The organism is Streptomyces sp. G-G2 (genome assembly GCF_030063135.1).
Lineage (GTDB): Bacteria > Actinomycetota > Actinomycetes > Streptomycetales > Streptomycetaceae > Streptomyces.
Genome location: NZ_JASISO010000053.1, coordinates 26,735 through 50,108 on the forward strand (window position 1 = coordinate 26,735; position 23,374 = coordinate 50,108).

General features: G+C 70.9%; 23 protein-coding genes and 1 pseudogene. 8 read left to right on the top strand and 16 right to left on the bottom strand.

Annotation, left to right across the window (positions count from 1 at the left end):
• Positions 1-180: 180 nt before the first annotated feature.
• Genes QMF80_RS31850 through QMF80_RS31885 form a run of 8 tightly spaced genes read right to left on the bottom strand, consistent with a single transcriptional unit; the run spans position 181 to position 7,286 of the window.
• Entirely contained in the window at positions 181-492 is a 312-nt protein-coding gene (locus QMF80_RS31850) for an L-rhamnose mutarotase (protein ID WP_283459623.1), read from the bottom strand.
• The gene (locus QMF80_RS31855; RefSeq protein WP_283459625.1) at positions 489-1,121 is read right to left on the bottom strand and encodes a LutC/YkgG family protein; all 633 of its coding nucleotides are present in this window, start codon (positions 1,119-1,121) and stop codon (positions 489-491) included. Before QMF80_RS31855 ends, QMF80_RS31850 begins: the two co-directional genes overlap by 4 nt.
• Positions 1,118-2,590, bottom strand: a complete 1,473-nt coding sequence (locus tag QMF80_RS31860; RefSeq protein WP_283459627.1) for a LutB/LldF family L-lactate oxidation iron-sulfur protein — start codon at positions 2,588-2,590, stop codon at positions 1,118-1,120. Before QMF80_RS31860 ends, QMF80_RS31855 begins: the two co-directional genes overlap by 4 nt.
• A complete protein-coding gene (locus QMF80_RS31865) occupies positions 2,587-3,327 on the bottom strand; it encodes a (Fe-S)-binding protein (RefSeq protein ID WP_283459629.1) in 741 nt (246 codons plus the stop codon). Before QMF80_RS31865 ends, QMF80_RS31860 begins: the two co-directional genes overlap by 4 nt.
• Positions 3,327-4,313: an aldo/keto reductase gene (locus QMF80_RS31870; RefSeq protein ID WP_283459631.1), complete on the bottom strand. Its 987-nt coding sequence runs from the start codon at positions 4,311-4,313 to the stop codon at positions 3,327-3,329. Before QMF80_RS31870 ends, QMF80_RS31865 begins: the two co-directional genes overlap by 1 nt.
• Positions 4,310-5,074, bottom strand: a complete 765-nt coding sequence (locus tag QMF80_RS31875) for an SDR family NAD(P)-dependent oxidoreductase (RefSeq protein WP_283459633.1) — start codon at positions 5,072-5,074, stop codon at positions 4,310-4,312. Before QMF80_RS31875 ends, QMF80_RS31870 begins: the two co-directional genes overlap by 4 nt.
• Positions 5,071-6,423, bottom strand: a complete 1,353-nt coding sequence (locus tag QMF80_RS31880) for an L-fuconate dehydratase (RefSeq protein WP_283459635.1) — start codon at positions 6,421-6,423, stop codon at positions 5,071-5,073. Before QMF80_RS31880 ends, QMF80_RS31875 begins: the two co-directional genes overlap by 4 nt.
• A gap of 11 nt (positions 6,424-6,434) precedes the next feature.
• A complete protein-coding gene (locus QMF80_RS31885) occupies positions 6,435-7,286 on the bottom strand; it encodes a fumarylacetoacetate hydrolase family protein (protein WP_283459636.1) in 852 nt (283 codons plus the stop codon).
• Between the two features lie 485 nt (positions 7,287-7,771).
• Here QMF80_RS31885 and QMF80_RS31890 point away from each other — a divergent pair, with 485 nt between their 5' ends.
• From QMF80_RS31890 to QMF80_RS31905, 4 genes are all read left to right on the top strand, one after another.
• A complete protein-coding gene (locus QMF80_RS31890; RefSeq protein ID WP_283459637.1) occupies positions 7,772-8,824 on the top strand; it encodes a sugar ABC transporter substrate-binding protein in 1,053 nt (350 codons plus the stop codon).
• 97 nt (positions 8,825-8,921) lie between these two features.
• Positions 8,922-10,490, top strand: a complete 1,569-nt coding sequence (locus QMF80_RS31895) for a sugar ABC transporter ATP-binding protein (protein ID WP_283459638.1) — start codon at positions 8,922-8,924, stop codon at positions 10,488-10,490.
• Positions 10,477-11,505: an ABC transporter permease gene (locus QMF80_RS31900; RefSeq protein WP_283459639.1), complete on the top strand. Its 1,029-nt coding sequence runs from the start codon at positions 10,477-10,479 to the stop codon at positions 11,503-11,505. The genes QMF80_RS31895 and QMF80_RS31900 overlap by 14 nt, the downstream gene beginning before the upstream one ends.
• Before the next feature lie 119 nt (positions 11,506-11,624).
• Positions 11,625-12,344 carry a FadR/GntR family transcriptional regulator gene (locus QMF80_RS31905; RefSeq protein ID WP_283459640.1) on the top strand — a complete coding sequence of 240 codons (720 nt, stop codon included), beginning with the start codon at positions 11,625-11,627 and terminating at the stop codon, positions 12,342-12,344.
• Between the two features lie 60 nt (positions 12,345-12,404).
• On the opposite strand, the gene QMF80_RS31910 is transcribed toward QMF80_RS31905, so the two are convergent.
• The 3 genes from QMF80_RS31910 to xylB all read right to left on the bottom strand — a co-directional run bounded on the left by QMF80_RS31910 (position 12,405) and on the right by xylB (position 15,841).
• Positions 12,405-13,076, bottom strand: coding sequence for a FadR/GntR family transcriptional regulator (locus QMF80_RS31910; protein ID WP_283459642.1), 672 nt, complete (start codon positions 13,074-13,076; stop codon positions 12,405-12,407).
• A gap of 110 nt (positions 13,077-13,186) precedes the next feature.
• Entirely contained in the window at positions 13,187-14,338 is a 1,152-nt protein-coding gene (locus QMF80_RS31915) for an ROK family transcriptional regulator (RefSeq protein WP_283459672.1), read from the bottom strand.
• Positions 14,339-14,410: 72 nt separating this feature from the next.
• Positions 14,411-15,841 carry a xylulokinase gene (gene xylB / locus QMF80_RS31920; RefSeq protein ID WP_283459644.1) on the bottom strand — a complete coding sequence of 477 codons (1,431 nt, stop codon included), beginning with the start codon at positions 15,839-15,841 and terminating at the stop codon, positions 14,411-14,413.
• Between the two features lie 99 nt (positions 15,842-15,940).
• Between xylB and xylA the strand changes: the two genes are divergently transcribed.
• The 4 genes from xylA (at position 15,941) to QMF80_RS31940 (ending at position 20,237) form a co-directional block, all read left to right on the top strand.
• Complete coding sequence (gene xylA / locus QMF80_RS31925) at positions 15,941-17,113, top strand: xylose isomerase (protein WP_283459645.1); 1,173 nt, start codon at positions 15,941-15,943, stop codon at positions 17,111-17,113.
• Positions 17,114-17,948: 835 nt separating this feature from the next.
• Positions 17,949-18,146: a hypothetical protein gene (locus QMF80_RS31930; protein WP_283459647.1), complete on the top strand. Its 198-nt coding sequence runs from the start codon at positions 17,949-17,951 to the stop codon at positions 18,144-18,146.
• 554 nt (positions 18,147-18,700) lie between these two features.
• The gene (locus tag QMF80_RS31935) at positions 18,701-19,558 is read left to right on the top strand and encodes a helix-turn-helix domain-containing protein (RefSeq protein ID WP_283459649.1); all 858 of its coding nucleotides are present in this window, start codon (positions 18,701-18,703) and stop codon (positions 19,556-19,558) included.
• Between the two features lie 256 nt (positions 19,559-19,814).
• Positions 19,815-20,237, top strand: a complete 423-nt coding sequence (locus QMF80_RS31940) for an STAS domain-containing protein (protein WP_283459650.1) — start codon at positions 19,815-19,817, stop codon at positions 20,235-20,237.
• Positions 20,238-20,265: 28 nt separating this feature from the next.
• Here the strand turns inward: QMF80_RS31940 and QMF80_RS31945 are convergent.
• From QMF80_RS31945 to QMF80_RS31965, 5 genes and pseudogenes are all read right to left on the bottom strand, one after another.
• A pseudogene (locus QMF80_RS31945) lies at positions 20,266-20,793 on the bottom strand (GNAT family N-acetyltransferase).
• 192 nt (positions 20,794-20,985) lie between these two features.
• A complete protein-coding gene (locus QMF80_RS31950) occupies positions 20,986-21,123 on the bottom strand; it encodes a hypothetical protein (RefSeq protein WP_283459652.1) in 138 nt (45 codons plus the stop codon).
• A 204-nt stretch (positions 21,124-21,327) separates the two neighbouring features.
• Positions 21,328-21,894 carry a YcxB family protein gene (locus QMF80_RS31955; protein ID WP_283459653.1) on the bottom strand — a complete coding sequence of 189 codons (567 nt, stop codon included), beginning with the start codon at positions 21,892-21,894 and terminating at the stop codon, positions 21,328-21,330.
• A 41-nt stretch (positions 21,895-21,935) separates the two neighbouring features.
• On the bottom strand, positions 21,936-22,475 hold the full coding sequence (locus tag QMF80_RS31960; RefSeq protein ID WP_283459655.1) for a hypothetical protein: 540 nt from the start codon (positions 22,473-22,475) through the stop codon (positions 21,936-21,938).
• 295 nt (positions 22,476-22,770) lie between these two features.
• The gene (locus QMF80_RS31965; protein ID WP_283459657.1) at positions 22,771-23,265 is read right to left on the bottom strand and encodes a CAP domain-containing protein; all 495 of its coding nucleotides are present in this window, start codon (positions 23,263-23,265) and stop codon (positions 22,771-22,773) included.
• Between the last annotated feature and the right edge of the window lie 109 nt (positions 23,266-23,374).

Sequence of the window (23,374 nt, forward strand, 5' to 3'; positions counted from 1 at the left end):
CGGGAAAGGTTGCCGCTCGCCACCGAGCCGTCGCCCTTCAGGTGCCACTGCCGGCCGGCCTGACCGGGAAGGTGTTCCAGCTCTACGTCCACGACGAAGCCGCCGTGGTAGCGGCCGGACGGGTCGAGGATCACGGTCGCGGACGACGAGTCGACCGGACGTACCGTCAGATCCTGCCCGTCACAGCTGCCACACCACGGGCAGACCGGCGGCGGCGCCGTCGGCGGAGTAGTCGTGGACCACGTCCAGGAGCTCTGCCATCCGGGCCTGCCAGGTGACGTTGACCGGCAGCTTCTCCAGCTCGGCCAGCAGCCGGGCGTAGTCCTCGCACTCGAGCAGGTGGAAGATCTCGGTGCCGCTGCGCCAGATGGTCCACTCGGTGACGCCGGCGGCGCGGATGGCGGCGGTGAGTTCGGCGGGGACCTCGCGGTGGGCGGCCTCGTACTCGGCGATCCGGTCCTCGCGGACACGGGTGTGCAGGGCGACTCTCATGGCGACTCCGGTTCGACGATGACGACGTGCAGGGTGCGGGGGCCGTGCACACCCTCGACTCGATCGAGTTCGATGTCGCTGGTGGCGGACGGGCCGGAGATGAAGGTGAGGGGGCGGGTGGGGTCGAGGCGGGCCAGCGCGTCGGGGACGTCAGCGGCGATCTGTTCGGCCCGGATCACGCACAGGTGGTAGTCGGGGACGAGGGAGAGGGCGCGTCGGCCCTGCCCGGGGCCGGCATCCAGCACGATGGTGCCGGTGACCGCGATACCGCCGGCGGCCAGGGTCACGACACCGTCGAGCCGGTCCAGCTCCGGGACGGTGAGCGGCTCGTGGTGCCACTGCCGATCGGAGTCGGGCGGCAGCAGCTCGGCCGGGAAGCCGGTGGGCAGTGCCAACTGCCTTACTGCCCGACCGGCGAGGGCGGCCTCGATGGCGGCGGGCAGGCCGGCGGGGTCGGTGCGGGTGACGGCGGCGCGGTAGTCGGCGACCCGCTCGGCGAACAGGCCGACCACGTCCTCGCCCGGGGACAGGTGGCTGCGACGGTAGGCGCGCGGGATCGGCGCGTCCTCGGCCGGGGTGTCGGCGAGGGCTGCCCTGATCCGTCCCAGGATGGCCTCACGGCTGCTCAACTTCGCTCTTCTTCACGGTTTTTGCGCCACCAGCCGCGGAACGACTCGGTGGGCGGGGCGGGAGTGTCGCGGGTGTCGGTCCAGCCGTGCAGCGGTCCGGGGATCCGACCGATCCGTCCGTCGCGGGCCAGCACCTTCCCGCCGAGTGCCGCCGCCTTCTGGGCGGCGCCGAACAGCCGCGGCGAGTCGAGCACCTTGCCGGCCGCCTTCATCGCCAGCGCCTCCACCGTGTGGCCGCCCTTGGCCTCGACGACTTTGGCCCGCAGGTGGGCGAGCACCTCCGGGATGTTGATCTTCACGGGGCAGGCGTCGTAGCAGGCCCCGCACAGGGTGGAGGCGAACGGGAGCGAATCGGCACTGCTTTGATTGTCACTGCCGATGCCGACCAGCTGTGGGGTGAGTACGGCGCCGATCGGCCCCGGGTAGACCGAGCCGTAGGCGTGCCCGCCGGTGCGTTCGAAGACCGGGCACACGTTGAGGCAGGCCGAGCAGCGGATGCAGCCGAGCGCCTGGCGGCCGACCGGGTCGGCGAGGGTGTCGGTGCGGCCGTTGTCGAGCAGAACCAGGTGAAAGCTTGACGGGCCGTCACCTTCCGTGGTGCCGGTCCAGGCCGAGGTGTACGGGTTCATCCGCTCCCCCGTTGAGGAGCGCGGCAGCAGCTGGAGGAAGACCTCCAGATCGCTCCAGGTCGGCACCACCTTCTCGATGCCCATCACGGTGATGAGCGTCTCCGGCAGCGTCAGGCACATCCGGCCGTTGCCCTCGGACTCCACCACGAGCACGGTGCCGGTGTCGGCGCAGGCGAAGTTGGCTCCGGAGACGGCGACCTTGGCGGTGAGGAACTTCTGCCGCAGGTGCCGGCGCGCCGCCTCGGCGAGCTCGCGCGGTTCGTCGGTCAGCCCCTCGGGGGCGGGCTGTCCCCAGTGCCCCATCTCGGCGCGGAACAGGTCGCGGATCTCCGTTCGGTTCTTGTGGATCGCCGGGACCAGGATGTGCGAGGGGCGGTCGTCGCCCAACTGCACGATGAGCTCGGCCAGGTCGGTCTCGTAGGCGGTGATGCCGTGCTCCGCCAGGTGCTCGTTGAGCCCGATCTCCTGGGTGACCATCGACTTGACCTTGACCACCTCCGACTCACCGGTGGCGCACACCAGTTCGGTGACGATCCGGTTCGCCTCGGCCGCGTCGCGCGCCCAGTGCACGGTGCCGCCCGCCCTGGTGACCGCTTTCTCCAGCTGAACCAGGTGGCCGTCGAGGTGACGGGCCGTGTGCTGTTTGATCGCGGCGGCCGACTCGCGCAGCTCCTCCCAGTCGTCGAGTTCGGCGGCCACGGCGAGACGCTTGTCACGGATCGTGCCGGTGGCACGCTTGAGGTTGGCCCGCAGCTGGGTGTCCTTCAGGGCAGTGCGGGCGGCCTCGGGAAAGGCCGGGGAACCGAGCCAGACCACGCCGCGGTCGCCGGGAGTGCTCATCGGGCGGCTCCTTCCGAACCGGCGAGGATCTCGGCCAGGTGCATGGTCCGCACGGCGCTGCCCTGGCGGGACAGGCCGCCACCGATGTGCAGCAGGCAGGAGTTGTCGGCGGCGCACAGCACCTCGGCACCGCTGGCCCGGACCGCGTCGGTCTTGTCGGCGAGCATCGCGGCGGAGGTGTCGGCGTTCTTGACCGCGAAGGTGCCGCCGAAGCCGCAGCAGGAGTCGGCCGCGGGCACCTCGACCAGTTCGATGTCCCGGACCGCGCTCAGCAGTTCGTAGGGGCGCTCGCCCAGGTGCAGTCCGCGCAGCGAATGGCAGGTGGGGTGGTAGGCGACCTTGTGCGGGAAGCGGGCGCCGACGTCGGTGACGCCCAGTACGTCGGTCAGGAACTCGGTGAACTCGTGGACCCTGGGCACGAGGTCGGCGACGTGGCGCTGGAGTGCCGCGGGTGCGTACTGCGCGGCCAGCACCGGGTGGTTCTCCCGGACCATGCCGGCGCAGGAGGCGGACGGGGTGACGATCGCGTCGTAGTCGGCGAAGGTGCGCGCGAAGCGGGCGACCAGCGGGACGGCGTCGGGGCGGTAGCCGGTGTTGAAGTGCATCTGGCCGCAGCAGGTCTGCTCCTGCGGGAAGTCCACCGTGTGGCCCAGGCGTTCCAGGACCTCGACCACGGCACGTCCGGTGCCGGGGAAAAGCGTGTCGTTGAAGCACGTGATGAACAGGGCGATCCGCATCAGCGCACCTCGTCAGGGGTCGGAACCTCGGGCGGCAACAGCCCGAGGTCCTTCAGTTCGGTCCACAGCGGGGCCGGCACCGGGTGCCGGACCATCGCGGCCGCGTCCTCCACCTCGGCGGCGCTGCGGGCACCGACCAACACGCTCGCCACGGCCGGGTGGCCGAACGGAAAGCGCAGCGCGGCTGCCCGCAGCGGCACCCCGTGGCGTGCGCAGACCGCTTCGAGCTGCAGGGCACGGTGCACCAGCTCCTGCGGCGCCGCGGCGTAGTCGAAGGTGGCGCCGGGTTTCGGGTCGGCCAGCAGGCCGGAGTTGAAGGCTCCGCCGACGACCACGCTGACGCCACGTTCGGCGGCGAGCGGGAGCAGCTCGGTGAGGCCGCGCTGGTCGAGCAGGCTGTACCGGCCGGCCAGCAGGACCACGTCGAGGTCGGTCTCGCGCACGAAGCGCGCGGGCAGCTCGGCCTGGTTCATGCCGATCCCGATCGCGCCGAGCATGCCCTCGTCGCGCATCCGGGCCAACGCCGGGTAGGCCTGACTGAGCGCTTGCCCGGCATGGTCGACCGGGTCGTGCAGAAACGCGATGTCGATCCGGTCCAGGTCGAGCCGGTTCAGGCTCTCCTCGATCGAGCGGCGCACACCGCCGACGCTGAAGTCCCAGCGCCGACGGTGGGTGGCGGGCACGGCGAAGCCGTTGGCCAGGTCGTCACCGCGAGCTCCCGGGACCGGTTCCAGGAGGCGCCCGACCTTGGTGGATATGACGTACTCGTTCCGGGGGTACGAGTGCAGGGCGCCGCCCAGGCGGCGCTCGGAGAGGCCGAGCCCGTAGTGCGGGGCGGTGTCGAAGTAGCGGATGCCGGACGCCCAGGCGGTGGCCACCGCTTCCTCGGCATGCGCATCGATGACCGGGGCGAAGAGGTTGCCCAGGGCGGCCGCACCGAAGGCCAGCCGGCTCACTTCGACCGCGCTGCGGCCGAGCGTCGTCACGGTGCGGGCTCCGGTCGCAGGCGCAGCCCCGCCATCCCGCCGTCCACCGCCAGCGCCGTCCCCGTGGTGCTGCCCGCGGCCGGCGAGGCGAGGTAGGCGATGGCGGCCGCCACCTCCTCCGCGGTCACCAACCGCCCCGTGGGCTGACGGGCCTCCAGCGCGGCGCGCTCGGCCTGTGGGTCGGCGGCCGCGTCCAGCAGACGGCCGACCCACGGCGTGTCCACCGTCCCGGGGTTCACGCAGTTCACCCGGATGCCCTCCCGCACGTGATCGGCCGCCATCGCCAGCGTGAGCGAGAGGACCGCCCCCTTGCTCGCCGAGTAGAGGGCGCGCTGTGGCAGACCTGTGGTGGCGGCGATCGAGCAGGTGTTCACGACCGCCGCGCGCCCGGAGTGCCGCAGGTACGGCAGGGCCGCACGCGTGGTGCGCACGATGCCGAGCACGTTGACGTCCAGGACCCGGTGCCACTGCTCGTCGGGGTTGTCCTCGACGGTGCCGGCGGCGCCGATGCCGGCGTTGTTGACCAGGATGTCGATCCCGCCGAGGGCCTCGGCCGCCCCTTCGACGGCCGCGCGCACGGACTGGTCGTCGGACACGTCTGCGGTGTACCCGCGCAGTGGGGCGGGCGTACCGCTCGGGTCCAGGTCGAGCACGGCGACCCGCGCGCCGCGCTCGCCGAGCAGTTGGGCGGTGGCCAGCCCGATACCGCAGGCGCCGCCGGTGACGAGCGCCTTGAGCCCGTCGAGGTCGCGGGTGGTCATGCGGTCAGCTCCGTTTCGGCGAGGGCGGCCCCGGCCAGGTCGGCGGCCCAGAACGAGCCGTGCGGGTAGACGAACGTGTCGATCGCGCCCTGGTGCATCTGCGCGGAGAAGCCGGGCAGGGTGGGGGCGCGGTAGTGTCCGGCCTCGATCACCACGGGGTCCAGGAAGTGCTGGTGCAGGTGGTCGACGTACTCGATCACCCGGTCATGGGAGGTCCCGGAGAGGGCGACGTAGTCGAACATCGACAGGTGCTGGACCAGTTCGCACAGGCCCACCCCGCCCGCGTGCGGGCAGACCGGCATACCGAATTTGGCGGCCAGCAGGAGGATCGCCAGGTTCTCGTTGACACCCGCGACCCGGGCCGCGTCCAGCTGGAGCACATCGATCGCACCGGCCTGGAGCAACTGCTTGAACACGACCCGGTTCTGCACGTGCTCGCCCGTGGCGACCTTGACCGGGGCGACCGCCCGCCGGATGGCCGCGTGCCCGAGCACGTCGTCGGGGCTGGTGGGCTCCTCGATCCAGTACGGGTCGAACTCCGCGAGCGCGTTGGTCCAGTCGATCGCCTCGGCCACGTTCCAGCGCTGGTTGGCGTCGATGGCCATCCGGATGTCGGGCCCGACGGCGGCGCGGGCTGTGCGGCAGCGACGGATGTCGTCGGCCAGGTCGGCGCCGACCTTCAGCTTGATCTGGGTGAAGCCGTCGGCGACCGCCTCTTTGGCCAGGCAGATCAGCTTCTCGTCGGAGTAACCCAGCCAGCCCGGCGAGGTGGTGTACGCGGGGTACCCGCTCCGCAGCAGTTCGGCGGCCCGTTCGCCGGCACCCGCCTTGCCCCGGCGCAGCAGCTCCATCGCCTCCTCGGGGGTGATCGCGTCGGCGATGTAACGGAAGTCCACCTGGGAGACCAGCCACTCGGGCTCCGCATCGGCGAGCAGCTGCCACAGCGGCTTGCCCTCGCGTTTGGCGGCCAGATCCCAGGCGGCGTTGACCACGGCGCCGATCGCCATGTGCATCACGCCCTTCTCGGGGCCCAGCCAGCGCAGTTGGCTGTCACCGATCAGGTCCCGGTACAGCGCCCCCGGATCGGCGCACAGCTCGGCCACCGGGCGGCCCACGACGTGGCCGCGCAGCGACTCGATCGCGGCGACCTGCACGTCGTTGCCGCGGCCGATGGTGAAGGTGAAGCCGTGGCCCTCGTGGCCGCCGTCCGAGGCGCGCAGCACCAGGTAGGCGGCCGAGTAGTCCGGGTCGGGGTTCATCGCGTCGGACCCGTCCAGCTCCCGGGAGGTGGGGAAGCGGATGTCATAGGTGTCGACGGCGGTGATCCGCACGGTGGAATCAGCAGACAACGGGGGGCCTTTCACGCGTTGGCGAAGGTCTGGCGCTGGGTGCCGAGGCCGTCGATGGACAGCTCGACGGTGTCGCCCGCGCGCAGGTACGGGGTGCCGGGCAGGCCCAGGGCCACGCCGGCCGGGGTGCCGGTGTTGATCACGTCGCCGGGATTGAGCACCATGTACTGGCTCAGGTACCAGACCAGGTGATCGACGGCGAAGACCATGTGCTTGGTGTTGCCCGCCTGCCGGACCTCACCATTGACCGCCAGCCCGAGAGCCAGGGCCTGCGGGTCGGCGATCTCGTCGGCCGGCACGAGCCACGGACCGAGCGGGTTGAAGCTCTCGCAGGACTTGCCGAGGTCCCACTGCCCCGAGTACTCCAGCTGGAACTCGCGCTCGGAGACGTCGTTGCTGATCGCGTAACCGGCGATCACCCCGGCGGCGTCCTGCGGCGAGGACAGGTAACGGGCCTGACGGCCGATCACCACCGCGAGCTCGACCTCCCAGTCCGTCTTGACCGAACCGCGCGGGATCAGCACCTGGTCGTACGGGCCGACCACGGTGGCCGGGTCCTTCAGAAAGACCACCGGACGCTCCGGGATCGCCGCCCCGGTCTCCTCGGCGTGGTCGCGGTAGTTGAGCCCGATGCAGACCACCTTGCCCGGCCGGGCTACCGGGGCGCCCACCCGCAGGCCGGCTGGGTCCAGCTCCGGCAGTGTGCCCGCCGTGAGCGCCTGACGGACCCGCTCTACGCCGTCCCCGGCGAGGAAGCTCCCGTCGATCTGTTCGGTCAGACCCGACAACGCATACGTGCGCCCGTCATCGGTGAGGACCGCAGGCGTCTCCGCAGCGGGATCGCCGAGCTGAATCAACTTCATGTGCGCGTCTCCTTGTCGCTCCGAAGGCCACCGCCTCCATCGCTGAACACCTCTCGCGGTACCGGTCTGCCCGCAGTGCGTCGCTCCGGACGACTGGGCACTGACCCCGCGAGATACATCCGATCTATCGGCGCCCTCCGACCATACGAGCAGCATCCCCGCTATCGCAAGAAGTCCTCCGATGTCTCTTCTCGCATCTCGCACCGACCCTCCCCCGCTCTCCGTGTGAGCAGCTGGCACAGGTCGCGGGCTGCGGCTCGTCACTCGAATATCACGGTGGAATTCATCAGAGGTCTCCTCTTGTCAGCTTTGTTTCAGGCTCGTAAGGTCCTGCCTACCGCGATCCATCCGATGACTGCGGGAGATGCTCCGCCGCCAGCTCGGCAACAGTGCTCCCGGTTCTCGCACCCACACACCGGCTGCCGCGGCCGCTTCACCGCTCCCCTGCCTCACAGGACCCAGGCCTTCCAAGGAGACCAAGCACCATGAAGCCTCGCTCCTCCAGAATCGCGGCCGCGGCCGCCACCCTCGTCGTGCTGGCGGGCTTCGCCACGGCCTGCAACCGCGGCAGCGACTCGAGCTCCGCCGCGTCCGGTGGCGGGAAGCCCAAGATCGGCATCGACCTGCCCCGCGCCGACTCGGACTTCTGGAACTCCTACGCGCAGTACCTCAAGTCGGGCGTCTCGTCCGAGGGCCTGAACATCCTGCCGGTGAGCAACTCCGGCAACGACGTCACCAAGCTGGTCGCCAACGTGCAGATCTTCCAGAACACCGGCGCCAAGGCGATCGTGATGGCCCCTCAGGACACCGGCGCCATCGCCACCACCCTGGACGCGCTGGCCGCCAAGAAGATCCCCGTGGTCAGCGTCGACACCCGCCCGGACCAGGGCCAGGTGTACATGGTGGTGCGCGCCGACAACAAGGCGTACGGCACCAAGGCCTGCGAGTTCCTGGGCAAGCAACTCGGCGGCAAGGGGAAGGTGGCGGAGTTCCAGGGCTCGCTGGACTCGATCAACGGGCGCGACCGCTCGCAGGCCTTCGCCTCCTGCATGAAAAGCCAGTTCCCCGGCATCCAGGTGATCGAGCTGCCCACCGACTGGAAGGGCGACGTGGCCTCCGCCAAGCTGCAGTCCACTCTGGCCGCCAACCCCGACCTGAACGGCATCTACATGCAGGCGGGCGGCGCCTTCCTGCAGCCCACCCTGGCCCTGCTGCAGCAGAAGGGTCTGCTCAAGCCCGTCGGCCAGCCCGGCCACATCGCCATCGTCTCCAACGACGGCATCCCCGCCGAATTCGACGCGATCCGCCAGGGCCAGATCGACGCCACCGTCTCCCAGCCCGCCGACCTGTACGCCAAGTACGCGCTGTTCTACGCCGAGGCCGCCGCGGAGGGCAAGACCTTCCAGGCCGGCCCCACCGACCACCAGTCCACCATCATCTCGCTGCCCAACGGCCTGGAGGACCAGCTGCCCGCCCCGCTGGTGACCAAGGACAACGTGGACGACACATCCCTGTGGGGCAACAACGTCGGCCACTGACACACACCGATCCCCCGCGAGCGGCGAGCCCTCGAACCCCTGCCCCGACGGGGGCTTGCCGCTCGCGGGCACCTCCGCGGAAAGGACCCCAGCCGCCATGGCGGACCCCAGCCCCAGCCGGGCCCCCGTCGTCCAGGCCGACGGGATCAGCAAGCGCTTCGGCGCCACCGTCGCCCTCAGCGACGCCCGGATCACCGTCGCCCCCGGCGAGTCGCACGCCCTGGTCGGCCGCAACGGCGCCGGCAAGTCCACGCTCGTCTCCATCCTGACGGGCCTTCAGCAGCCCGACACCGGCATCCTGCGCTTCAACGGCGAGCCGTCACCGGCACCGGGCGACACCGTGGCGTGGCGGGCCCGGGTGGCCTGCGTCTACCAACGCTCCACCGTGATCCCCGCACTCACCGTCACGGAGAACCTGTTTTTGAATAGACACAGCCTGGACCGGCAGAGTGACAGGACGCTCCGCCCGATCAGCTGGAAACAGCTGCGTCTCCAGGCTGCCGAGCTGCTCGCCGAGTACGGCGTGGACGTCGACCCCACCGCCCGAGCCGAGCAACTCACCGTCGAACAGCGCCAGTTCGTGGAGATCGCACGGGCCCTGTCGTTCGGTGCCCGGTTCATCGTCCTGGACGAACCGACCGCCAAGCTCGACGCCCGCGGCATCGAACGCCTCTTCACCAAGCTGCGCGAACTCCAGCAGCACGGCGTGGCCTTCCTCTTCATCTCACACCACCTCCAGGAGGTGTACGAGCTCTGCAGCACGGTCACCGTCTACCGCGACGCCCGGCATGTCCTGACCGCCCCGGTCGCGGATCTGGGCCGACTGGCACTGGTGGAGGCGATGACGGGTGAGCGCGCAGAGGGCACCGGGCCCGTCTGGTCGGTGGGCAACCGCACGACGGCAGCAGGCAGTGCGCTGCTGGAAGTGACGGGCCTCGCCCTGCCCGGCAGCTACCAGGGCTGCTCGTTGACCGCGCACGCCGGTGAGGTGGTGGGCCTGGCCGGCTCGGCCGCCAGCGGGAACGTCCAGCTCGGCGAGACCCTGGCCGGGTTGCACCGTCCGCACAGTGGCACGATCACCGTCGCGGGCCGCCAGGTGCGCACCGGCCGGGTCCCGGCCTCGCTCGCCGCCGGCATCGGCCTCGTTCCCGAGGACCGGCACATCCAGGGCCTGATCCCGCAGCGCAGCGTGGCCGAGAACGCCACCCTCACCGTGACCGACCAACTCGGCCCGTTCGGCTCCGTACTGCCCTCGCGCACCCGGGCCTTCGCCGAGCGGATGATCACCGGCCTGGACATCAAGACACCCAGCCACGCCACCCCCGTCGCGGCACTCTCCGGCGGCAACCAGCAGAAGGTGGTGATCGCCCGCGCCCTCGCCACCGAGCCGCACGTCCTGGTCGCCATCCGCCCCACCAACGGCGTGGACGTCAAATCCAAGGAAGCCCTGCTCGGCACCATCCGCCAGGTGGCCGAGGCCGGCAGGACCGCCCTCATCGTCTCCGACGAGCTCGACGACCTGCGCGCCTGCGACCGGGTGCTGGCGATGTTCCACGGCCTGATCGTCGCCGAGTTCCCGGCCGGCTGGCGCGACGAACAGCTGGTCGCCGCCGTGGAAGGCATGGCCGACCCCACCGAACCGAAGGACCGTCATGACACCCACTGACCTCGGCCGGCGCCCGGCCACGCTCGCCCCGGCCACCGGCGGTCGCCGCTTCGACCTGGCCCGCTACCGCGACCTCTCGCTCGTCCCGGTCCTGCTGGTCCTCGGCCTCATCGGCTTCGCGGTCTCGCCCGCCTTCCTCACCACCGACAACCTGCTCGGCGTTGGCCAGCAGGCCACCGAGCTCAGCCTGCTGGTACTGGCCGAGGCGCTGATCCTGATCGCCGGACGGATGGACCTCTCGCTGGAGTCCACCATCGGCGTGGCACCGGTGATCGCGATATGGCTGGTGCTGCCGGACCACGGCGGGCGCTTCAACGGCATCGGACTCTTCCCGAGTTGGACCGCCATCCCGCTCTGCCTGGCCGTCGGGGCGCTGATCGGGGCGGTCAACGGCTTCCTGATCCTCAAGCTGCGCCTCAACGGATTCATCGTCACCCTCGGTGCCCTCACACTGTTGCGCGGCCTCCAGGTCGCCATCTCCCAGGGCCAGTCCATCGTCAATGTGCCCTCCTCCTTCCGCTACCTGGGCAGTGCGAGCTGGCTCGGCGCCCCGGCCGCGATCTGGATCTGCGCGCTCCTCTTCCTGCTCGGCGGCTGCGCGCTGGCCTGGCTCCGCCACGGGCGGGCGCTGTACGCGATCGGCGGCAATGCGGAGGCCGCACGCGCGGCCGGCATCCGGGTCGACCGGATCACCTGGACCGTGCTGATCCTCGGCGGCACCCTGGCCGCGTTCGCCGGTGTGCTCTACTCCGGCCACTACGGCTCCCTCTCCGCCGAGCAGGGCAACGGCTGGATCTTCCAGGTGTTCGCCGCCACCGTCATCGGCGGGGTCAGCCTCAACGGCGGGCGCGGCACGCTCTTCGGGGCCCTGACCGGCGTACTCACCCTCCAACTGGTGGTCAACGTCATGACCCTGGCCGGAGTGCCGCCGCTGTGGAACCAGTTCCTCAACGGCGCGATCATCATCGTCGCGCTGATCATCTCCCGCTTCGCCTCCGGCGAGAGGCAGGAGTAGCCGCGGGCCCCGGGCCCGCACCCCAAGCCGCCGGAGTGGCGCGGACCAGCAGGTCGGGGTACTCGGATCGGTCCGCTCCGGCACCAGCCTTTCACCAGCGCCACGGAGAGAGCAGCGTCATGACGGTCACCGACCAGGCCATTGAGAAGATCAAAGAGATGATCGTCGGCGGTGCGCTGCAGCCAGGCTCCCGACTGCCCGCCGAGGCGGAACTCGCCGACCAGTTGGGCCTGTCCCGCAGCTCGCTGCGGGAGGCCGTGCGCGCGCTGACCGCGATGCGGATCCTGGTCACCAAGCAGGGCGACGGCACCTACGTCTCCGGCCTCGAGCCCCACCTGCTACTCGAATCCATGGCCTTCGCCGCCGACGTCTCCCACGGCCACTCGACTCGCCAACTCCTCGAAGTACGCCGAATGTTGGAACCGCAGGCGGTTGCGCTGGCGGCTGGTCGGCTCACCGACCGTCAGCTCGCCGACCTGCGTTCCATCCTCGACCGGTGTACCGGCGCCATCACCATCGAGGAGTTCATCAAGCTGGACATCGAGTTCCACCGCACCATCGCCGACTCCGTCGGCAACCCGGTCCTCTCCACCATGCTCGGCATCCTCTCCACCCACACCCAGCGCCTGCGCATCGTCCGCGGCACCAGCCACGCCACCTCCCGCGAGCAGACGCACCGCGAACACGAAGCCATCTGGCGCGCCCTGTTCGCCCGCGACGCACAACTGGCCTCCGGTGCCACCGCGGTGCACGTGGCCGCAGTGGAGGACTGGCTCGCCGACGGCACCCCGATCGACTCCGCCGCTCTCGATGCGGCCCCATGGCGGTCCGCCCCTTGAATCTTGTCCGGGGGCATCGCCGCCGAGCACCTGAACGTGCCGCCGCTCACGCAGTCGGCCTCACAGTGCCTTCCGCAGCCACTCCACCACGCCGCTGACGTGCACCGTGGCCCGGGCCTTGGCCGTCTCCACGTCGCGCGCGGCCAGCGCGTCGAGCAGCCCGCGGTGCTCGGCCATGGTGCGCTCCACCGCCTGCGCCTGCGTCACGCCGCGCCAGATCCGGGCCCGGGCGGTCCGGTGTGCCAGCGAGTCCAGCAGCGAGGCGAGCACGGCGTTGCCGCCCGCCCGGGCGATCAGCCGGTGGAACTCCAGGTCGTTCGCCACCAGCTCCTCGACCGTCGAGTCCGTCCCGAGGCCGTCGAGCAGCTCGGCCATCTCGGCCAGCTGCTCGTCGGTCGCCCACTGGGCGGCCATCCCGGAGGCGGCCGACTCCAGCACCGCCCGCACCTGGAACAGCTCCACCACCGACTCGTCCTGGTGCAGGTCCAGGATGAAGCTGAGCGCCTCCAGCAGCAGCGACGGCTCCAGGCTGGTCACGTAGGTGCCGTCACCCTGCCGCACGTCCAGCACGTTGAGCAGCGACAGCGCCTTCACCGCCTCCCGCAGCGAGTTCCGCGAGAGCCCCAGCTGCGCCGCCAGATCGGGCTCCTTGGGCAGCCGGTCGCCGGGCTTGAGACGGCCTGAGAGGATCATCGCCTTGATCTTCTCGATGGCCTCGTCCGTCACGGCCACGTCAGTGCCTCCCAGTACTCCGATGTCCGACCTGTCATTATGCCCGTCGCCTGACCGGCTCGGCCGGTCGAGCCGGTCGGCCGGTCGAGCCGGTCGGCCGGTCGAGCCGGTCAGGCGATGGGCAACCGGGTCGGGTCGGCGATGATCTGCCGGGTCGTCATCAGCGCCGCGCCGAGCAGCGCGCCACGCCGCCCCAGCGCCGAGCAGCGCAGGGCTTCCGGCGGCCAGGGCCGGAGCGTGACCCGGACGGCCAGCTCCGCGCGGACCGCCGGCAGCAGCCACTCGGCGAGCTCGGCATGGGCGCCGCCCAGGACCAGGCCGTCCGGGTCGATCAGGTTCACCGCCGAGGCGAGGGCGAGACCCAGGGCGCGCCCCGCCCGTTCCAGGGCCCGCAGGGTCGCCGGGTCCCCGGCGCCCGCCCGATCGGCCAGCAGGGCGACCGGGTCGCCGGTCCCCGTAAGCCCGGCCTCGCGCAGCACCGCCGCCTCGCCCGCGTACTGCTCCAGGCACCCGCGCGCACCGCAGGGGCAGGGCACGCCCTCCGGGTGGACGGGGATGTGTCCGAGCTCGCCGGCGAAGCCGCGGGCACCGCGGAACAGCTGCCCGTCGACGATCAGGGCGGCGCCGATCCCGGTCCCGGCGGAGACGTGCACGAAGGTCTCGGCACCGCGCTCGGCCTGCCAGTACTCGGCCAGCGCACCGAGGTTGGCCTCGTTCTCCGGTACGGGCACGATGGCCGGGTCGGGCCAGCTGTCGGCGGGGCGGACCGCGTGCCAGCCGAGGTTGGGGGCATGCTCGACCAGGCCTTGCCCCGCGTTCGGCACCACCCCGGGCACGGCCAGCACGCGGCCCTCGACGCGCAGTCCGAGCCCGGCCGCCTCGGCCTCCGCCTCGGCGCCCAGCGCGGCGACCTCCGCAAGCACCTGCCCGGCCGGGCGGCCCGCGTTGGCCCGCTCCACCCGGCGCCACACCCGGGGTTCGCCGCGCAGGTCCACGACGCACGCGCCGAGGTGCGTGACGCCGACCTCCAGTCCGAGGCCCGCTGGTCCCCGGTCGTTCACGGCCAGCGCCCGGCCGGGTCGGCCGACCCGGCCGCTGGGCGCGGTCTCCGTCTCGGTCAGCGCGCCACGGCCGATCAGCTCGTCGGCCAGCGAGGAGACGGCAGCCCTGGTCAGCCCGGTGCGCCCGGCGACGTCCGCCCGGGAGAGCGGGCCCTGCGAGGCGACCGTGCCGAGGACCACCGCGAGGTTCCGCCGGCGCATGTCCTGCTGCGAGGCCGGCCCGCCCTCCGGGTTCCTGAACGCTTCGCCGACCGCCACCTCGCGCCTTCTCTCCTACTGATCCCGCGTCGGGGCGCCCTGCAACGCCCCCGCCCGACGCAGGGTATCCGTGATCCTCTCAAGGGCCTCTCCGTCCCGTGCCACCGGCTCCAGCAGCAGGCCGTCGGCGGTCCGCCAGCGGCGGGCCACGGCGTCGGCCGGCTCACCGGTCAGCAGTGCGGCAGCCTGCGCGGCGGCGCCGAGCGCGACCAGTTCCTCGGCGGCCGGCACCTGGACCGCGCGGCCGCTCAGGCGCAGCACGGTCCGCTGCCAGGCCCGCCCGCGGGCGCCGCCGCCGATCAGCAGCAGCGGTACGTCCCGGTCGGGGCTCTCGCCCGCCGCGCGCAGCACGTCGTCCAGGGCCGTGAGCAGGGAGTGGGCGGCGCCGTCGTAGGCGGCCTGGAGCAACTGGCCCGGTGTGGTGTCGTGGCGCAGGCCGTGCACCAGACCGGAGGCGCCCGGCAGGTCCGGGGTGCGCTCGCCGTCGAGGTAGGGCAGCACCACCACCGTGCCGCCGTCCTCGACCTCCTCGCGGCCGCGGCCGAGGAGCGCGGCGAAGCGATCGACAGCCAGGGCGCAGTTGAGCGTGCAGGCGAGCGGCAGCCAGCCGCCGAGGGCGTCGGCGAAGCCGGCGACGGTACCGCGCGGGTCGGTGGGCCGGTTCCGGCCGACGGCGTAGACGGTCCCGGAGGTGCCGAGGCTCAGCACCGGCTGACCGGGCATCAGGCCGAGCCCGAGCGCGGCGGCCATGTTGTCGCCGGTACCCGTGGCGACCAGCGCCCCCTGACGCAGCGGCAGACCGGGGCGGACAAGTCCGGCCCGAACGCCGGGCGACAGGACCGGCGGCAGCAGTGCGGGGTCGAGGCCGATCCGGTCGAGGACCTCCCGGTCGTAGCCGTCCGGGCCCCACCAGCCGGTTCCCGAGGCGTCCCCGCGGTCCGTCGCCGGCTCACCGGTCAGACGCTCCGTGAGGAAGTCGTGGGGTAGCCGGACGGCCGCGACCCGGTCGGCGGCGGCAGGTTCGTTGGCGCGCAGCCAGGCCCACTTGGCGGCCGTGAAGGCGGCGGTCGGAACGCTGCCGGTGCGGCGGGCGATCTCCTCCCGGCCGAACTCCGTCCGCAGCCGCGCGGCCTGGGGTGCGGACCGGACGTCGTTCCAGAGCAGTGCGGGGCGGATCGACCGGCCGGCCGCGTCGAGGGTGACCAGGCCGTGCTGCTGGCCGGCCACCGACACGGCGGTCGCGCGGTTCGCCCAGCCGGTCTGGGCCACCGCCTCGCCGAACGCCACCCACCACTGTTCGGGGTCGCTCTCACGTGCGGCGCCGTCGCTGACCGTGTGCGCGGCGCGCCCCTCGCCGAGCACGGACCCGGTGTCGAGATCGACAGCGAGGGCCTTCGTGGACTGGGTGGAGCTGTCGACTCCGATCACAACTCGCTGCGCTGCCATGCGTTCCTCCATCGGGGGGGGTTCCTTCCCGTGCCTCGGCATACTAATTTGTTTTTTGCCATTACAAACACCCTTTCCAGGCAGTGATCGGAGCCCCCAGTGACCAGCGACCCCCTCGTCCCGACCCCGGCCCACAGGTTCACCTTCGGCTTGTGGACCGTCGGCTGGCAGGGCCGGGACCCGTTCGGCGACGCCACCCGGCCGGCCCTCGACCCGGTCGAGACCGTGCAGCGCCTCGCCGGGCTCGGCGCGTACGGCGTCACCTTCCACGACGACGACCTGATCCCGTTCGGCGCCTCGGAGTCCGAGCGCGAGCACACCGTCAAGCGGTTCCGCTCCGCCCTGGACTCGGCCGGCCTCAAGGTGCCGATGGCCACCACCAACCTGTTCACCCACCCCGTCTTCAAGGACGGCGCGTTCACCGCCAACGACCGCGACGTGCGCCGCTACGCGCTGCGCAAGACCATCCGCAACATCGACCTGGCCGCCGAGCTCGGCGCCTCGGTCTACGTCGCCTGGGGCGGGCGCGAGGGAGCCGAGTCGGGCGCCGCCAAGGACGTGCGCACCGCACTCGACCGACTCAAGGAGGCCTTCGACCTGCTCGGCGAGTACGTCGAGCAGCAGGGCTACGACCTGCGCTTCGCCATAGAGCCCAAGCCCAACGAGCCGCGCGGCGACATCCTGCTGCCCACCGTCGGCCACGCCCTCGCCTTCATCAACGAGCTGGAGCGGCCCGAGCGGGTCGGCGTCAACCCAGAGGTCGGGCACGAGCAGATGGCCGGGCTGAACTTCCCGCACGGCATCGCCCAGGCCCTGTGGCACGGAAAGCTCTTCCACATCGACCTCAACGGCCAGTCCGGCATCAAGTACGACCAGGACCTCCGGTTCGGCGCCGGCGACCTGCGCCAGGCCTTCTGGCTGGTCGACCTGCTGGAGTCCGCCGGCTACGAAGGCCCCAAGCACTTCGACTTCAAGCCGCCGCGCACCGAGGACATCGACGGCGTCTGGGCCTCGGCGGCCGCCTGCATGCGCAACTACCTACTGCTCGCTGAGCGTTCCCGCGCCTTCCGGGCCGACCCCGAGGTCCGGGCCGCGCTGGTCGCGTCGCGGCTGCCCGAACTCGCCGTCCCGACCGCCGAGGACGGCCTGGCCGGCCTGCTGGCCGACCGTACCGCCTTGGAGGAGTTCGACGTCGAAGCGGCCGCCGTCCGCGGCATGGCCTTCGAGCAGCTGGACCAGCTCGCCATCGAGCACCTGCTCGGTGCCCGCTGAGCGAGTGAACGCCGCTACCCGGGTCGTACGGTCCGCACGACCCGGGGGCGGAGCAATCGCCGACTGGCCATCCCCGCGCCGGCCGGCCCGCCTCGGCTTCGGGAACAGGCCGGTGTTTGGTAGGAGCAGCTGCGCGGTACAAGGGTCGGTCGCCGGTCGATGTGGCGCCGCGTGACCGTTCCGTCATGAACCGAGGCCGTGAAGGCGGCAGGGCCCGGGAACGACGACGGCCCCTGCCGCCGGGGGCGGGGCAGGAGCCGTCACATGAATTCCGGCCCGGGGGGAGCGAAGGGCCGGGGGCACGTGTCGCCGCTCTCAATGCCTGGTGCTGCACCGGGTCACGCCCTTTGGGACGTTCGGTCAGCAGGCGGCTGTTGAGGCCGTCGGGGCTGTCGGCGTTCCCCTCGTCGAACCAGTAGTCGCCGGCCGCGAGGTAGCGGAAGGAGTGCTCTCTCGTCCCGGGCAGCGCGAGGGTGACCACCCGGGTGCCGTCGCTGCGCGGCGTGAGCGCGTGGGTGCCGGGCTGCAAGTCGTTGAAGTCGCCCACCACGCTGACCGGGCCGGGCGGGGTGCCGGCGGGCAGGACGAAGGTGACCTCGGTGCGATCCTTGCGCGGCGTGCGTTCCATGGCGGTGCACTCCTGACGGCAGGCGACGGGCGAGGATCTCGCTCATCCTCGGCCACCCCGCGAACGGTCCGCATTCCGACGCAGCCGCCCCGTCTCGCGACATCACCCTTACGCCACGGTCCGTAGCGGAAATAGTGCGGTGCGCAACCATCCGTGTGAGCGTGAGAAAGAGGAATTCCTAACCCCCGCATCAGAGGAGTCGCCGTCATGGGCGGTACGCAGGACAAGCGCCAGGAGCCGGGCAAGGGCCGCGAGGAGCAGGAGCGCCCGCTGCGGCCCGGCCAGGACCCGGTCCACCCCGAGCCCGGCCAGCCGTCCCGCGGCAAGAGCCCCGAGGAGACCAAGCGGCGCCGCGAGGACAACCCGCTCCACGAAGAGCGAGACCTGCGCGACGAAGAGCTGTAAAGCAGAGCAGTACCCCGCGCACGCAGAGCCCCGGCCGGTTCACAGTCGCCCCGGCCGGGCTCTGTCATGTCCCGCCCATCGCCGACCGGCAGGCAGGGCCGCCTGCTCCGCCTCTCCGGCGAGCGTCAGGAAAACGAGAAGTACGCCCGTGCAGCCGCCCTGTTCCGTGCCGTCGAGGCGGCTTGGCGGGCGGCCGGGGGCGGAAGTCGGCGTGGGCCCCGGAAGACGACCGTCCGGAGCCCACCCTCAGCTGACCCGTGCCTCGGGATGCTGAGGGAATGGGCCGCCACAATGCTGGCTGCCGCACCCCCGGCCCGGGCGGCTCGCCGTAGGGCGGCCAGTCATTGCCTCCCCCGCAGGAAGCAGTCGTCCTCCGGGGAAGGGGCCGCGCAGCTGGCTGCTCGTCCAGGGCTACCTGGGTGAGCCCGGCCCGTGGCAGGGTGACGCCGTGCAGAAAGACTCGTTGATCATTTCTACACGGCGAATGCGTTCGCCCGCCCGGCCGTGGCAGTTCCGCGGCTGGTAGATGGTCCCGAGCCGGAAGTAGAGCGCCTGTGGCGGTGAACGGAAACCCCACCGTCAGAAGACGCCGGCTGGGCGCGGAGCTGCGCCGGCTCCGTCTGGCCAGTGGCTTGACGAGTATGCAGGTGGCCGAGCAGCTGTTGATCTCCCAGCCCAAGATCAGTCACTTGGAGAACGGCCGCCGCGTCATCAAGCCCCGTGATGTGCGGGACCTGTGCGCCCTGTACGGGGTCACAGACCCGCAGGTCGTCGACTCGTTGATGCGGGCGGCCGGCGAATCGGACCGGCAGGGCTGGTGGGTCGCCTTCGGCGAAGTCCCCTACGCCGTCTACATCGGCCTGGAGACGGCAGCCTCCTCCATCCGCTCCTACGAGCCGCTGGTGATCCCCGGCCTGCTGCAAACGCCCGCCTACGCGGCCGGCGTCATCGCGGAAACGATCCCTCAGGCCACGCCTGAACAGATCGCCACGCGCCTTGAGGTACGTCTGCGCCGTCAGCAGCGGATCCACCACCCGGCCCGCGCCTTGCGCTTGTGGGTTGTGCTCGACGAATCAGCACTGCGCCGTGTGGTCGCCAGCCCCGCCATCATGCGCGATCAGCTTGAGCACCTGAACTACCTCAGTACCCAGCCGCACATCACCGTGCAGGTCCTCCCGCACGGCGCGGGAGCCCATCCGGGCATCTTGGGGCAGTTCTCCATTCTGCACTTCGCGGATGCTCCCGGGTCGGGGACGGTGTATCTGGAACGGTTCACCAGCGACCTCTACCTGGAGAAACGATCCGACGTCGAGCGCTACAGCGTTATGTACGAACGCCTTCAGGCCCAGGCCCTGAACCCGGACAGCACCCGCCGGTTCATCAGCCGTGCCGCCGAGACCCACACCGGGTAGCGGGCGCACACCCCTGAGCGCGGCGTATCGCCTGACCAGCCCCGCTGGCCAACCAGGAGTCAAACGCATGGCCGCCTAGGGATCCATTCACCTGGCCTGCCTGCGAACCTTCCGGGCTCGCTGGCCAAGCGTCGATCAACGTCTCAGCTGGCCAAGTTGGTGCCCGCGCGTCAGCGAGCCTCGCACCCGTCCGGGGGAACGCCGCGCAAGGATGGGGCCCTGAGGGCCCCGGCGCCCCAGGCGGGAGGAGAGCGCATTGATCACCACGGACGTCCAGCGGCACGGCACGGTCTTGGTCAGCATCACCGGGACACTCGACGAGGACGCGGGCGCGGCGCTCGGGCGGGCGCTGGACGACGTCACCGCTGACGAGCGGGACCTCATGGTCGACCTGCACGGCGCTGTGTCCATGGATTCCGGCGGTCTGCTCCACCTCCTGGCCCTGCACCGGCGGGCGGAGAACCTGGGCCTGCGCGTCCTGGTCGTCGGCTGGCAGCCCCAGCCCCAGCAGCTCATGGCAGACGTCGCGGGCATCCGCGGCCGCCACTCGGCCACCGGCGAGCGGTACGCCGTGGCGGGCTTTCGCCGGCTGATCGAGGAACGGGCGCAGCGCGCACGAGACTTCTCCCCCGACTCGTCCATCCGAACCTGGGACCAGCATCCAGCCCGGGCTGCTTGAACAGCCTCCCGCCGGGCCAGCGGCCCGCTCACCCTTGCCGGACGGTCGAGGCCCTGACCGTGGCGGCCAGGCGGCGGGTCAGCACGCGAGTGGTGCTGCCGTCGTCCTCACTGATGTCCCGGACGTGCTCGAAGCCGATCCTGTCCAGCAGGGTCAGCGAGACGCCGTTCGGTGCAGCTACGGTGGCGTGCACCTCGGTCAACGCGAGAACGTCAAAACCGTAGGCCACGACGGCCTGGGCCAACTCTGTCCCCAGACCCGATCCCCACGCCGCCGGAGCCAGCGCATAGACGATCTCGTGGCCCCCGACCACATCGGTCGGTTTGATCTCGGCATGCCCAATCAACAGGCCCTCTCTGCGAACGGCCCAGACATCTTACAGGTTCTGGGCGTAGACCTTCGTGAAGATGCGCCCGAACAGGGCCCGGTCCTCTTCCTCGGAAGCGGGACCGTCACCCATCCACTGCGACACCCGCACATCCTGGAACAGCGCCACGAAGCCCTCTTCGCCCTTGCGGGTATAGGGGGCCAGGAGCAGGCGCTCGGTGCGCAGAATCGGGGTCCTGAACAGCGACGCTACCCACCCGACGTCAGGCCCGGCAAACCCCTTTCACCAGCGCACACTCCGACTGGCTCGGCCCCGCCGCCACAACACCGGCGATCGCCGTCCGCGCCGAGCAATAGCCTGGGGCGATTACCAGGTCGGCCATCCGAGACAAGCCACTAGCACGGCGGCCCGGTCCGTTCCTCACACAGACGGTTCCCACTCCTCGGGGCCGGCACCCCGCCACTGCACGAAGCCGGGGTCAGTGAGGTCCACGTCCTCGGTGTTCTCGAGCCCGGCCGCGGCGAGGAAGACGCGGATGTCGGCCGGGCGGTGGGCCACCCCGATGGTGGTGCCGTCGTAGCGGACCCGGCGCCAGCCTTGTGCGTCCGGCGGTAGACGATCAACTTGCCGGCCATGCGCCCAGCCTCCGCTCCGTCCGCTCCTTTCAACAGGGAAACGTCACACCTCTCGGCTCGGTGGAAGGACAAGCGGCAACGGACGCAGCCGGATCGACTACCCGTCGCTGGGTGCCTTTCAAGTTCGTCACACGCGAGTGGTGTGCTGCTCCAGGATGGCCCGCAGCTGGTGGAGGCCCTCGGCCTCGCGCACGCCCCGCTTGGGCAGGACACCGAGGTACATGATGTTGGGGTCCCGGCTGAGCAGGACGAAGTGGCCGGCAGTCTCCCGGTAGCCCTGGAAGACGGACCACTTCAGGACCAACGTGCTGTGTTCGGTGCGGCAGATGATCCCGGCCGAAGACACGGTGGCGCGGTACTCGCCCTGCCATCCGACGAGCCGCTGCACACTGGCGGCCTGTAGGCGCGGGTACCCCCACACCACCAGAATGGCGAACAAGAACAGAACGGTCGAGACTACGTCGAAACTCCCGCGACCCACGGTGGAGAGCAGCCACTGCCCTACCCACAGGGTGAGAAACACACCCCGCAGCAGCAACCCGGTCCGCTTGATCCGCTCGCGGACCCGCAGGCCGACCAGTGTGTCGGCAGACTGAGGTCGGTACACCAGCTGGACCGCGGTCTGCTCGTCCACGACGTCGTCAGAGGATTGTGCGCTGTTGTTCGTGCCTTCGGCACCGCGGCCCTCGGTCATGATCCCTCCCCGGTACGAAGACCTGCGGATCCTATCGAACCTTAGTGCTGGGGCAGACGGCCGCCGTGGCGGGGCAGGTGGCGGTCGAGTATGCCGCGCAGCCGGTTGGTGTCGTCCCTGCCCATGGCGCGCTTGGGCAGATAGTGCGCGACGAGCAGGTACGGCGCGGGCGTCAGCAGCACGAATCCGGCGGCGGTCTCCACGTACCCGCCTAGGCTCCGCCAACCCCGGCGCGTCTCCATGTGCGTACCCGTAAAGCACACAACGTCGTTGGAGTCGGCGACGGTCACGGTCCAAGGCCCCAGCGGGGCGCCCATCTTGGCATGCCGCGCGGCCAGGACGCCCGTCCTGACAACGAGGCCGAACAGGCTGCCAAGGAAGGCGCCTCCCGCTGCCAGGACGCTGTCGGCGAGCAGCCACACCGCCACTGCGAAGAGCACCGGCAAGAGCAGCGCTTGCAGCCGGCCCTTGATCCCCCGTACCCGCCCGCGTGCGTGGAACGCGTCGGACCAGTCCGGCTGCCCCAGCTCATATCTCAGCTCGACGACGGCACCCGCCGCTGCGCTCAGCCCTTCTGTCACGACCCCTCCCGGTGCTGCTCGGTGACGAGCCATGATCCTATCGAGCGAGCCGCCCTCAGCCCAGGTCGAGGACCGTCAGGCCATACGACACCACGAGTTCAACCTCAGTAACCGCATGAGACATACAAGAAGGGACGGCAACTGCCGCCCCTTCTTTCACCTATTCGGCCGTCATCGGCTCTGCCGCTCACAGCTCCCACCCTCGGCTCAGACGCCGCTCTCAGCCCGACTCAGCCCAACTCTATTTGGAGCTAGTGTGCGGTACCTAGCAACCCTAGGGCTTGATCTTCCGCGTTTAACGAGCACCGGCGGTGATGACAGCCGTCCATTTGGTGCCATCGGTGGTGTAGACGGCGCCAGCGTCAGTAGTTGTGCAATCCGTAAAGGCATTGCGGTGACCATCTTGCGACCATGCGTCGATCGCGGCCTGCGGCGAGGCGGAGCCCCCGCCTCCAGCTTGGATCTCACCTATAGAGCTGCCGGTCCAGCCATTGGCGGCGGCGCGGGACCCCGGGGTGGAGCCGTCCGAACCGGTATGCCCGTCTTTCGTGCCGTTTTGCATTATGTCGTCGGCGTGCGACTGCGCCGCAGCTTGCAGCCCGGGGTTCGACACCCAGGCGGGGCACCCGTTCTTCGCTCGTTCAGCGTTGGCTGCGTCGAGCATTCCGCCGTCACCTGCCCGGGCCAGTCCCGCACCGAAAAACAGAATCATCAGTGCCACGGCGGCGGCAACGACTGCGCTCACCGCCCACGCGACCAATTTGTTGTTCCGTTCAGGAGTGGTGGCCATAAGGTGTCCCTTTCCCGCTCTGTGGTTCGCGAGCGGCCTGGCCTTTTGAGCTGTGAGCGGGCTATCCGCCCCAGAATCTGCTTGGAGTGCCACGGCCACCGTGGCACAG